An 11424-nucleotide genomic window follows, 5' to 3' on the forward strand; every position below is an offset into this window, starting at 1 on the left:
AAATTACGACTTGAGCGGATAATCGCTGCAATCGAAGTCGATTTATGGTTAGAATTCGCCATCTGAAATTAAAATCGAACGTTTGCTATGAAAATTGGATTATTTTACGGCTCAACCACCTGCTACACAGAAATGGCAGCAGAGAAAATTCGCGGCATTATTGGTGAAGACCTAGTTGATATCCATAACGTGAAAGAAAGCCCTCTTTCATTGATGGCGGACTACGACCTTTTATTGCTGGGCATCTCGACTTGGGACTTCGGTGAAATCCAAGAAGATTGGAATGAACTGTGGGAAGACATCGCAACCACGCCTATGAAAGGCAAGGTTGTGGCTCTGTTTGGTTTGGGTGACCAAGAAGGCTACGGCGAATGGTTCCTAGATGCGATGGGTCTATTGCATGATGAACTGAAAACCGCGGGTGCAGAGTTTGTTGGCTTCTGGCCAAACGATGACAGCTACGAATTCGAAGCGTCTAAAGCGTTAACCGAAGACAAATCTCAATTCGTTGGTTTGGCGCTTGATGAAGATTCACAATACGAGCTAAGCGACGACCGTATCGCAAGCTGGGTTGAGCAAGTACTGGTTGAGTACAGCGAAAAGCTATAACCAAACAGAAGTACTCCCGGCTAAGTAGCTAACCAAGTAACTAGCTGGATATAAAAAGACCACAGAATACAAAAAGGCCTCATTACTGCGAAGTAATGAGGCCTTTTCTATTTCATCTCGAAGGACAATCTAATCTCAACGGAAGATTAAACAGTCTCTTCAGCCATCTCTTGTTCTGTTGACTTGCCAACAAAGAACATACAGATGATTGCAGCCGTTGTTGGAAGCAACCAACCCATACCGATCTCAAACAGTGGCAGCATCTTAAGTGCAGACACGTCTACACCCGCTACTTTAGCGCCATCAATAAGAGCAAACAGCAGTGACACTAATACCACTACGCGGTAAGCCGCTTTTGGATTAGGGAAACGGCTACGTAAGAATGTCAGAGCAACCAACGCGATAGCGACTGGGTACAGTGCAAACAGTACTGGAACAGACAGAGAAATTAGTTGAGAAAGACCAACGTTCGCAACGGTTGCACAAGCTACACCATTGATGATTACCCAAGTCTTGTAAGACAGAGGCGTTAGCGAGCTGAAGTAATCAGAACATGCTGACACAAGGCCAATCGCCGTAGTTAGACATGCTAATAGTACGATCACAGAAAGCACTAGCTGACCAGAAGGACCAAACAACGATTGAACGTATAGGCTTAAAATAGCACCGCCATTGTCTGCACCAGCTGCGACTGTTGCACTTGTTGCGCCTAGGAAAAATAGAGAGATGTAAACAAACGCCAGACCCGCTGCGGCAATACAACCCGCGCTAATTAGGTACTTAGTCGTCGCTGCACGGTCAGTAATGCCCTTGCTACGAATCGCATCAACAATCAGCATACCAAACATCAAAGAAGCAAAAGTATCCATGGTGTTGTAGCCTTCAAGGAAACCTTTGGTCAGTGGTTGAGTGATGTACTCACCGTGAGCCGCAAGAATATCGCCTTGAGGGTTAACGAATACAGCAATCGCCAGCACAACCAAACCAACGAACAGTGCAGGTGTTAGCACCTTACCAATGACGTCAATAAGCTTACCTTGCGACCATGAGAAGAACATCGCTACTGCAAAAAATGCAATCGAAAAGAGAGTTAGGTGAGCTTGAGAGGCATCGATGAAGAACGGTTTCACCGCCATCTCATAGGCAACAAGGCCAGTACGCGGTGCAGCAAATGCAGGACCGATAATGATAAAGATCAGTACAGCCATGATGGTTGCTGCTTTCTTAGGAAGATCTTTAGTTAAGTGACCCCAAGAGCCACCAGCCACTGCGACCGCGACGATAGTGATTAACGGCAGACCAACGGCAGTCAGCAGAAAACCAGACATCGCTGGAAGGAAGTGATCACCGGCTAATTGGCCAGCTAGAGGTGGGAAGATGATGTTACCCGCACCCAAGAAAAACGCAAAAAGCATAAAGCCCAATGCCATTATATCTGTTAGTTTTAGACTCTGTTTCACAGATAATCCTTAATTATATTTATGAATTTATGTTGTGCTTACATGAATGTTACAGCTCAAAGCTGCCAATCAATCTATAAAATAGTCGCGCATAATGACGAAACAACTGGCTAGCTGCAAGTCACCACACAAAAACACCATATAAATTTGCATATGAGAACAAAAAGCAGTGGATTCCACTAGCTATAGAAAAATAGCCACAATTATAAACTAACCATAATGCACAACAATATTCTTCCAAGCAGAACATTGATTCATACAAGCGGTTAACATTAGAGCTAATCACTTAAAATATCTCGATACTCAGAACATTAATGAAAGACAAAACAGTGCAAACTAAAAGCTTCAATTTTAAGCAATTCTCAATTTACGGCGGGAAAAGCGGTATGCCAGTCAGTACCGATGGCGTATTACTTGGCGCGTGGGTAAGCCTGCCACAAAGATCATGTGTACTCGATATTGGAACCGGGACAGGTCTGCTGGCTTTGATGGCTGCGCAGCGTTTTGAAGATGCTTCAATCTCTGCGATAGATATTGATCAACACGCTATTGATGCTGCCACTGTCAATATTGAGCAGTCGCCTTGGCAAAATCGTATCTCCCTTGATCACGGCAGCGTGTTAACAGCCGACTTTCCACAAAGGTTTGATGCGATCATCTGTAACCCGCCCTACTTCAACTCTGGAGAACAGGCGCAGCAAAGCCAAAGAGCCACCGCCAGGCACACCGACAGCTTGGATCATTTAGCGCTTGCCCAGCGTTGTTTCGAGATAACAACCGACGCCGCGACTGCCAGTTTCATCCTACCGACGCCTGAGGGGGAAGGTTTTATCAAGCTTGCCGAGCAATGTGGTTGGTATCTAGCAAAACGCCTTGATGTAAAAACAACAGATAAAAAGCCAGCTAGCCGAATTTTATTCGAGTTATCTAAAGATCCTGCTTGCGAGCAAGATTTGCAGCGCGAATCGCTTACAATTCACCATCAAGGTGGTTATAGCGAAGCATTTATTGCGCTCACTAAAGATTTTTATCTCAAGATGTAGCAAATACCATGTGATCCTAATCACTAATGCTTCTATAATGTCCGACTACTCTTTTTTATCGTCTGCTTTTTGAGGCAGAAACATTTATTGCTTGTGGAGAAACAACAGTGATCAGAACCTTTGCAGAACTCGATCTAAACCAAGAGCTGCTTAAAGCAATTGACGAAATGGGCTACGAACGTCCAACACAGATACAAGCTGAAGCAATCCCACAAGCGTTAGATGGAAGAGACGTTTTGGCTTCTGCGCCAACAGGTACTGGTAAAACAGCATCATTTGTATTGCCAGCACTGCAATACCTACTGGATTTCCCACGTAAGAAATCTGGCCCTGCACGTATGCTTATCCTGACGCCAACGCGTGAGCTAGCAATGCAGATCACCGAACAAGCACGTGAGCTTGCTAAATACACCAGCCTAAATATCTTCACGATCACGGGCGGTGTGATGTACCAAGAGCACGCAGATATCTTAAGTACCACTCAAGATATCGTAGTAGCAACACCTGGCCGTTTGATGGAATACATTGAAGGCGAGCGTTTTGACTGTCGTGCGATTGAATGGCTGGTTCTAGATGAAGCCGACCGCATGCTAGACATGGGCTTTGGTCCTGTTGTTGACCGTCTGTCTGCAGAGTGTCGCTGGCGTAAACAAACTTTACTGTTCTCAGCAACGCTAGAAGGTAAAGGCATTGAAGGCTTCACTGAAGATCTACTGAAAAACCCAGCGGAGATCGATGCGAAATCATCACTTCGTGAGCGTAAGAAGATCACTCAGTGGTACCACCGTGCAGACACAGCAGAGCACAAGCTGAACATCCTAAAGCACGTCATCACAGAGCAAGCTGAGCGCAGCATCGTATTCTTGAAGACGCGTGATCGTCTAGGTGATCTACGAGCTCAACTTGAAAGCGCGCAAATTCCATGTGCGTGGATCCAAGGTGAAATGCCTCAAGATCGTCGTAACAACGCGATTGCTCGTTTCCGTGACGGCTCTATAAACGTACTACTAGCGACTGACGTTGCTGCTCGTGGTATCGACCTTCCAGACGTAAGCCACGTAATCAACTACGACATGCCACGTACTGCTGACGTATACCTACACCGTATTGGCCGTACTGCTCGTGCTGGTAAAAAAGGTAACGCGGTTTCTATCATTGAAGCGCACGATCAACTAATGATTGAGCGTGTGGCTCGTTACACAGACGAACCAATCAAAGAACGCTTTATTGAAGGCATGCGCCCTACGCATAAGAAAGCGGCCGTGACTAAGAAGAAGAAGCCGAAGAAAGAAGATAAGAAAGCGGTAGAAAAACAAAAAATCGCGAAGAAGAAAAAAATCGCGAAGAAAAAGAAAGCAGCAAAGAAGAAGTAATCTACCAGCTTCAACGATTCAATAAAAAAGCCCCATGCAGTTCGCTGCATGGGGCTTTTCTCTATCTGGTCTGTTATCAGGCTAAAACCGAGAGCTACTCGTTAGCCAAGGACTACTAGTTTTGCTCTTCGCGCTTAAAGACAAGCTCTTTCGCGTTCGACTCTTCTTCAACGAAGTAGTAGCCCGCCGTATCAAACTGGGTCAGCGCCTCAACCGAGTCGATCTTGTTCTCGATGATGTAGCGAGCCATCATGCCACGCGCTTTCTTCGCGTAGAAACTGATCACCTTGTACTGACCGTTCTTGCAGTCTTTGAATACAGGGGTAATCACTTGGCCATCCAAGTTCTTCGGCTTCACGGCTTTAAAGTATTCGTTAGACGCCAAGTTGATCAACACATTGTCGCCTTGAGCATTCAACGCTTCATTCAGCTTGTCTGTGATGATGTTGCCCCAGAACTGGTACAAGTTAGTACCACGAGCATTGGCTAAGCGTGTACCCATCTCTAGGCGGTATGGCTGCATCAAATCTAATGGCTTAAGCAAGCCATATAACCCAGAAAGCATGCGCAGGTGGTCTTGTGCGTAGTCAAAATCTTCATCCGATAGCGTTTCAGCGTCTAGGCCAGTGTATACATCGCCTTTAAAGGCTAGGATTGCTTGGCGTGCGTTGTCTTGGGTAAAGGTCTCGCTCCACTGCTCAAAGCGCGCTACGTTCAACCCTGCGATTTTATCGCTGACTTTCATCAGTGCAGAAATATCTACTGGCGTCAGTTTGCGGCACTCTTCAATCAGCTCAGCAGAGTGTTCAACAAACTCAGGCTGACTAAAGCGTTCCGTCGCTAATGGTGATTCGTAATCAAGTGTTTTGGCTGGAGAAACGACAACTAACATAACTTTACCCTAATCGGTTATCTAACTGGATGCTGCTAGAGTATAGAAAAAACATCAACTTGTCTTTATGACTCTTCCTATTACTTCGATAGGGAGAATGAGCTTCGATAGACAGAATGAGACAAATGACAGGCAAACAAAAAGGCTAAGGTCGAAACCTTAGCCTTTCTAATCACTTTAGGATGAGCCGTTTATCGCTCCAACAAGATTACTTCTTGTTGTTGTCCCAAATACCGTCTTCCAGCTGAGACTTAAGCTCTGGGAAGTCATTCGAATCGAATGTTGGTACTTTACCCGCGTCTAGTTGGCGGTTGTAGTCTTTCGCTAGCTTAATCACGATACCTGATAGCAGGATAATCGCCACCAAGTTAACAATCGCCATTAGGCCCATCGATACGTCAGCCAGTGCCCATACCGTTGGTAACGTCGCTAGAGAACCGAACATAACCATACCCAGAACAACGATACGGAACAGCACTAGGCCCTTCTTGTTGTTGTGCTCAAGGAAGATAAGGTTCGTTTCAGCGTACGAGTAGTTTGCAATGATTGAAGTGAAAGCGAAGAAGAAAATCGCTACCGCTACAAAAATGCCGCCCCATTCGCCCACTTGTGCTGTTAGTGCACGTTGCGTTAGTTCGATACCCGTTACTTCACCGTGTGGTACATACTCACCAGACATCAGGATGATTGCGACTGTTGCTGAACAGATAACAATGGTATCCATGAACACGCCTAGCATTTGCACGTAACCTTGTGATGCTGGGTGCGGTGGGTAAGGCGTAGCAGAAGCTGCTGCGTTTGGCGCAGAACCCATACCCGCTTCGTTCGAGAACAAACCACGTTTGATGCCGTTAATCATCGCTTGTGCGATTGCGTAACCTAGGCCACCCGCTGCTGCTTCTTGCAGACCGAATGCACTCTTGAAGATAAGAGCCAGTACTTCAGGCACTTTCTCGATGTTCGCGAACATCACGTACATAGCGATCGCTAGGTAAGCCAATGCCATGATTGGAACGATGATTTCTGCTGTGCGTGCAATCTTACGGATACCACCGAAGATAACGAACGCAGAGATGATTACGATACCAACACCAACGTAGCTACGCTCAAGGTCGAATGCCGTATTCATTGCGCTTGCAATCGCGTTCGCTTGAACCGCGTTGAATACAAGACCAAATGCAATGATGAGGAAGATAGAGAATAGAACCCCCATCCAACGCATGCCTAGGCCTTTCTCCATGTAGTATGCAGGGCCGCCGCGGTAGTTACCGTCGTTATCACGCGTTTTGTATAGCTGTGCCAGTGTGCTTTCTGCAAACGATGTTGCCATACCTAGCATTGCGATTAGCCACATCCAGAAGATAGCACCAGGGCCACCAGCGGTTAGTGCTACAGCAACACCTGCCATGTTACCCGTACCTACACGAGCAGCGAGACTAGTACAAAGAGCTTGGAAAGAAGAGATACCAGCACTGTCTGCTTTACGGCTGTTTCTAAGAACAGAGAACATGTGGCCGAAATGGCGGAATTGAATGAAGCCTAGTCGTACAGTGAAGTAGATACCCACACCAACCAGTAAGTAAACTAAGATAGATCCCCAAAGGAGATCGTTCATCAAATTGATTAAGTCTGTCACGTGAACCTCGTAATTGAGTTTAAGCACCGATCATGCTTCCTAGCCTTCCTCTTAATCGCCTATGCCTCTGTCAATGTTGTGTCGGCACTCTTGTTATATTCTTGCGGCGATTGAGACTGTAAATGTCGCTTCATGCATCCATTTTACGTATCAGTGTATTTTTTGACGGGCGGATAATGCAGCGAGACGGCCTAAAAATCAATATGCAAATACACTTATATTAAAATGACATTTCACTAATAACACACCTTTTGTTAACACAACTTTCAACAATGCAGCCCAATAAAAGTCACATTATCGGGACATAATATCAACAACAGCCACGGCACTACCCCAACAAGAACACCATCCTATAAAAATGACGTCAGCCTAGGTTTTACAAGGTATAGTGAAGATCTTCGTTTTTTTCTAGGCCAATGAGATCCCTATACCGCACGGTACCATGTGCACTTCAATGCATTGTAGTCAAAACGCTATTCCATTCGCACAATGAATTAACATTCAATAACCCCCAATTTAATCGTTTACTTAGGTTTGTTTGCCTGTTTTTTATACATAATAGTTCTCACAATGTGTGAGCATGCATAAGAAAATAGAACAAAAGCTTCATGGATTTGAAACAAATGAGAAACAAATCAAAGTTATTGTGAACCTAAATATGATATTTATTGGTTCGTAAGAACTAGTCCCACGGAAGGAGATATGGCTTATGGATAGCTTTCAATTCGATGAAGTATCAGAACTAGAAATGCCTCGTGTAACTCAAAAATCACGCTCGAAACCACTCAAGCGTAAGTGGCGTGAAATCGAAGCCATCAACGATCGTAGGCAGCTTGAGAAAGAGCTGAGAGAGATGAACCTAGGTCTTGATTTTAGCCTTGACGATATAAAACTTTAATCAGCACGATAAGAAATCAGATAGCAAAAGGCACCTATATAGGTGCCTTTTTTATTTTTTGAGGTAGTTAATCCGCTCAAAGCGCCATTTGGAAACCAACCCTCTAATATAGAGGACACCTAAAATAGGTGCACCTCAACATTACAACGGGCTAAACACACTCTTGTTCATTTTGTCGAACCCGAGCCGCGAGTTGGCGATATTGATCGGCGATGGTCTCTCCAAAAACAGGGTCATCTTCCGGTTGAAGCCATTGAGACTCCACTTCTTGCCAATCTTTCACCGTGAACGCCTCAACAATCATGGGTAGCACATGCTTCTCTTCATATTCCATGTGCTTTCGCTGAGCCTTAACAAACGCTTCAAGCTGCTCAATAAAGACTTGCTGAGGAACCACCGCATCTTGAAGGATCATATCGACCAAACCTAAAAAGTCCGCCGTTTTCTCAGAAAGCAATTGATGCTCTAACTCCAAGTCTTCAATCGCTTGCTCGCTGCCATATTGCTTAAGATAGTAGCGATAAATGACGTCTTCTTTAGGGTGATGCACTTTGTCTGAATGGTTCATAAGGTAATGAACCACCTCTGCGATCAGGCTATAGTTTATTTCTCGCTCCTGTTTCAGAAACTCTAACTTACTGTTGAGTATCGCGAGTAAACGAGCCATATAGCCATGCTCTCGTCTTATCCTTTCAATCATCATAGTATTGCACTCCATTACACCTACTATTTATAAGTGTATACGAATATGCTGATTTATGATTTGACCCTGCTCAGAAAACCACCAACCTACACTTCTGTTGGTAAACGCCAGTCAATAGGTTGTTGATCCATAGAAGAAAGCAGCTTGTTGGTTGTAGAGAAATGCTGACAACCGAAGAATCCACGGCGTGCCGATAATGGCGATGGGTGAGGTGCAACCAACACATGATGCTTGTCGTCATCAATCGCTTGACCTTTCTTCTGGGCGTGTGCGCCCCACAACAAAAAGATGATCGGTTCAGAGCGCTGATTGAGCTCAGCAATAATGGCATCGGTAAAGGTTTCCCAGCCACACTTAGCATGTGAGTGTGCTTTTGCCTCTTCGACTGTAAGGACTGTGTTCAACATCAACACCCCTTGCGATGCCCAAGAATCGAGATAACCATGACTAGGAATCTCAAAGCCCTCTATATCTTGTGCAAGCTCTTTGTACATATTGCGTAGAGAAGGTGGGATTTTCACACCAGGAAGCACTGAGAATGCTAAGCCGTGAGCTTGGTTAGCACCGTGATAAGGATCTTGCCCTAAGATAACCACTCGCACGGATTCGAAAGGCGTCATATCAAAGGCACTGAACACCTGTTCTTGTGGCGGGTAGACGGTTTTACCACTATTACGTTGCTGTTCAACAAACGCGAGGACACTCTGAAAGTACTCTTTATCACGTTCATCATTAATAATGGATTCCCAAGTCTTTGGTGCGCTCATCGTTTTACTTCCCAATCATCAAGGTTTCTAGCGGCTTTCGCCAGACAAAAAAATAGCTGTATCGGCTAACTGTCCTAAATAAGGCTCTAGTTATACCTCATACAGCTATCAATAAACATGATGTGTAGGGTTCACTTGTTGATGAATCATAATAATCAGTTCAAGTTGTGCTTATCTCGATTAACCACTTTTCTGCTGTGTACGATGGTGGCCGTGGTTATGCACGTGACGGTTTGGTGTAGGTAAACGGCGTGCGACAGCAATAGTTGAAGTTTGGGTGATTGAATACATAAAGGCACCTCCTCTAAGACATCGTGAACTACATATTCACTTTAATACTATGAAAGAAAGGTGCCAATTTTTAGAAATAGACGGAAATAAATTTCCCCCTCTATTATTACGCTTGTTCGCTCGCTAGCGTTGCTGAGCGATGAAACATTCTAAGTTGTTGAATTTCCTCTTTCCAGATCGTCGAATCAATGGTTTCCAAGATAAGAGGGATACCATTAAAGCGAGAATCAGAGGCAATATACTCAAAACAATCCCAGCCAATTTCGCCTTTTCCTAAAGAATGGTGTCGATCGACTCGGCTCGCGAACTCAGCTTTTGAATCATTGATGTGCATTGCTCTTAGATAGTGCATACCCACGATGCGGTCGAACTCAGCAAAAGTATGCTCACACGCCTCTTTTGTACGTAAGTCATAGCCAGCAGTAAACGTATGGCAGGTGTCTAAGCACACACCCACACGTGACTTATCTTCTACCTGCTCGATAATCTCGGCTAGATGTTCAAACTTCCAACCCAGATTAGTGCCCTGCCCAGACGTATTCTCGATCACTGCGATTACGTCAGGTACCGCTTGATGAGCTAGGTTGATCGATTCAGCGATCTTCGCCAAACATTCGCTTTCTGAGATTTTCTTTAAATGACTCCCAGGATGAAAATTCAAAAGCGTTAGTCCAAGTTGATTACAACGCTCCATTTCATCAATAAAAGCCGCGCGTGATTTCTCTAGCTTCTCTTCTTCTGGCGCTCCTAGGTTAATCAGGTAGGAGTCATGAGGAAGAATGTGCTCAGCACCGTAGCCCAACATTTTGCAATTGGCTTTAAAGGCACTAATGGTTTTCGCTTCTAGTGGTTTTGCCGCCCACTGTCTCTGGTTCTTGGTAAACAGTGCAAACGCATTGGCACCTATTTCACGTGCACGCATAGGCGCCTGATCAACACCACCAGCAGCCGACACATGAGCGCCAATAAACTTAATATTTGTTTCCGGTTTTGAGGATGAATTATTGTTTGTCATTAAATCACTTTACACTTTCAGAATGCTTAATAAATAAAGGGTCGTATCGGTTGTAGTTCAATAAAAACACAACAAATGTAGTAAACTTACAACAAATATGGCTGTTAAATATTTTTTATACTTTAAAATATTTTGTAATTACTTTGTTTTCAAAGGTTTTATTGATTTACCTCAATATAATCACCTTTGTAAAAATATGGTTTTTGGTTGTTTTTTGACTTAAATCAATGTTAACCTTACTAATATTAGGTATACATTACCCAGCTCAATAAAAATCGAAAGTTAACACCATAATCAAACCACATTCAGTGGACTAGGAGATAGTTATGATCCAAGGTATTCAAATTACTAAAGCAGCAAACGATGACCTACTAAACTCAATCTGGCTACTAGATAGCGAGAAGAATGAAGCTCGTTGTGTTGTTGCTACTGCAGGTTTCGAAGCTGACCAAGTTATCTCAGCTGCAGACCTAGGCGAGTACGAAAGCCGTGAAGTTGCAATCGAAGCAGCACCACGCATCGAAGGTGGCCAACACCTAAACGTTAACGTTCTTAAGCGTGAAACGCTAGAAGATGCTGTTGCTCACCCAGAGAACTACCCACAGCTAACTATCCGTGTATCGGGTTACGCTGTACGTTTCAACTCTCTAACAACTGAACAGCAACGTGACGTTATCGCACGTACGTTCACTGAGTCTCTATAATTTTTAGAGCTTAAATTAGAATACAAAAACGGC

Annotated in this window: 11 protein-coding genes; 5 read left to right on the top strand and 6 right to left on the bottom strand. The window is 44.4% G+C overall.

Annotated features, from left to right (window positions below; translation table 11 throughout):
- The first annotated feature begins 87 nt into the window (after positions 1–87).
- Positions 88–609: a flavodoxin FldB gene (gene fldB, locus AB4154_RS22020; RefSeq protein ID WP_017062875.1), complete on the top strand. Its 522-nt coding sequence runs from the start codon at positions 88–90 to the stop codon at positions 607–609.
- Between the two features lie 146 nt (positions 610–755).
- Here the strand turns inward: fldB and brnQ are convergent, their stop codons facing one another.
- Positions 756–2069, bottom strand: coding sequence for a branched-chain amino acid transport system II carrier protein (brnQ, locus tag AB4154_RS22025; RefSeq protein WP_017059325.1), 1314 nt, complete (start codon positions 2067–2069; stop codon positions 756–758).
- A gap of 314 nt (positions 2070–2383) precedes the next feature.
- Between brnQ and AB4154_RS22030 the strand changes: the two genes are divergently transcribed.
- Together AB4154_RS22030 and srmB are read left to right on the top strand one after the other, a co-directional pair.
- Positions 2384–3112, top strand: coding sequence for a tRNA1(Val) (adenine(37)-N6)-methyltransferase (locus tag AB4154_RS22030; RefSeq protein ID WP_017059324.1), 729 nt, complete (start codon positions 2384–2386; stop codon positions 3110–3112).
- A 107-nt stretch (positions 3113–3219) separates the two neighbouring features.
- Positions 3220–4485, top strand: coding sequence for an ATP-dependent RNA helicase SrmB (srmB, locus tag AB4154_RS22035; protein WP_372124116.1), 1266 nt, complete (start codon positions 3220–3222; stop codon positions 4483–4485).
- A 115-nt stretch (positions 4486–4600) separates the two neighbouring features.
- Here srmB and yaaA read toward each other — a convergent pair whose 3' ends face one another.
- Complete coding sequence (gene yaaA, locus AB4154_RS22040; protein ID WP_017059322.1) at positions 4601–5377, bottom strand: peroxide stress protein YaaA; 777 nt, start codon at positions 5375–5377, stop codon at positions 4601–4603.
- A gap of 208 nt (positions 5378–5585) precedes the next feature.
- Positions 5586–7013, bottom strand: coding sequence for a sodium:alanine symporter family protein (locus AB4154_RS22045; RefSeq protein ID WP_032545312.1), 1428 nt, complete (start codon positions 7011–7013; stop codon positions 5586–5588).
- Positions 7014–7722: 709 nt separating this feature from the next.
- Here AB4154_RS22045 and AB4154_RS22050 point away from each other — a divergent pair.
- Positions 7723–7911, top strand: a complete 189-nt coding sequence (locus AB4154_RS22050) for a DUF3545 family protein (protein WP_017059319.1) — start codon at positions 7723–7725, stop codon at positions 7909–7911.
- 151 nt (positions 7912–8062) lie between these two features.
- On the opposite strand, the gene AB4154_RS22055 is transcribed toward AB4154_RS22050, so the two are convergent.
- The 3 genes from AB4154_RS22055 to nfo all read right to left on the bottom strand — a co-directional run bounded on the left by AB4154_RS22055 (position 8063) and on the right by nfo (position 10687).
- A complete protein-coding gene (locus AB4154_RS22055) occupies positions 8063–8614 on the bottom strand; it encodes a hemerythrin domain-containing protein (protein WP_017070073.1) in 552 nt (183 codons plus the stop codon).
- 86 nt (positions 8615–8700) lie between these two features.
- The gene (gene ung / locus AB4154_RS22060; RefSeq protein ID WP_102428207.1) at positions 8701–9381 is read right to left on the bottom strand and encodes a uracil-DNA glycosylase; all 681 of its coding nucleotides are present in this window, start codon (positions 9379–9381) and stop codon (positions 8701–8703) included.
- Between the two features lie 397 nt (positions 9382–9778).
- The gene (gene nfo, locus AB4154_RS22065; RefSeq protein WP_102319761.1) at positions 9779–10687 is read right to left on the bottom strand and encodes a deoxyribonuclease IV; all 909 of its coding nucleotides are present in this window, start codon (positions 10685–10687) and stop codon (positions 9779–9781) included.
- A gap of 326 nt (positions 10688–11013) precedes the next feature.
- On the opposite strand from nfo, the gene grcA reads away from it, so the two are divergent.
- Positions 11014–11391: an autonomous glycyl radical cofactor GrcA gene (gene grcA / locus AB4154_RS22070; RefSeq protein WP_017059315.1), complete on the top strand. Its 378-nt coding sequence runs from the start codon at positions 11014–11016 to the stop codon at positions 11389–11391.
- The last annotated feature ends 33 nt before the right edge of the window (positions 11392–11424 follow it).

Origin of the sequence: Vibrio sp. 10N.286.51.B11 (genome assembly GCF_041469245.1) — a bacterium.
In the GTDB taxonomy this organism is placed as follows: Bacteria; Pseudomonadota; Gammaproteobacteria; order Enterobacterales; family Vibrionaceae; genus Vibrio; species Vibrio crassostreae_C.

Excerpts from the sequence above, each read along its gene's own strand:
- fldB (WP_017062875.1), top strand. The coding sequence starts at position 88 with ATGAAAATTGGATTATTTTACGGCTCAACCACCTGCTACACAGAAATG.
- AB4154_RS22030 (WP_017059324.1), top strand. The coding sequence starts at position 2,384 with ATGAAAGACAAAACAGTGCAAACTAAAAGCTTCAATTTTAAGCAATTC.
- yaaA (WP_017059322.1), bottom strand. The coding sequence starts at position 5,377 with ATGTTAGTTGTCGTTTCTCCAGCCAAAACACTTGATTACGAATCACCA.
- AB4154_RS22050 (WP_017059319.1), top strand. The coding sequence starts at position 7,723 with ATGGATAGCTTTCAATTCGATGAAGTATCAGAACTAGAAATGCCTCGT.
- AB4154_RS22055 (WP_017070073.1), bottom strand. The coding sequence starts at position 8,614 with ATGATGATTGAAAGGATAAGACGAGAGCATGGCTATATGGCTCGTTTA.
- ung (WP_102428207.1), bottom strand. The coding sequence starts at position 9,381 with ATGAGCGCACCAAAGACTTGGGAATCCATTATTAATGATGAACGTGAT.
- nfo (WP_102319761.1), bottom strand. The coding sequence starts at position 10,687 with ATGACAAACAATAATTCATCCTCAAAACCGGAAACAAATATTAAGTTT.
- grcA (WP_017059315.1), top strand. The coding sequence starts at position 11,014 with ATGATCCAAGGTATTCAAATTACTAAAGCAGCAAACGATGACCTACTA.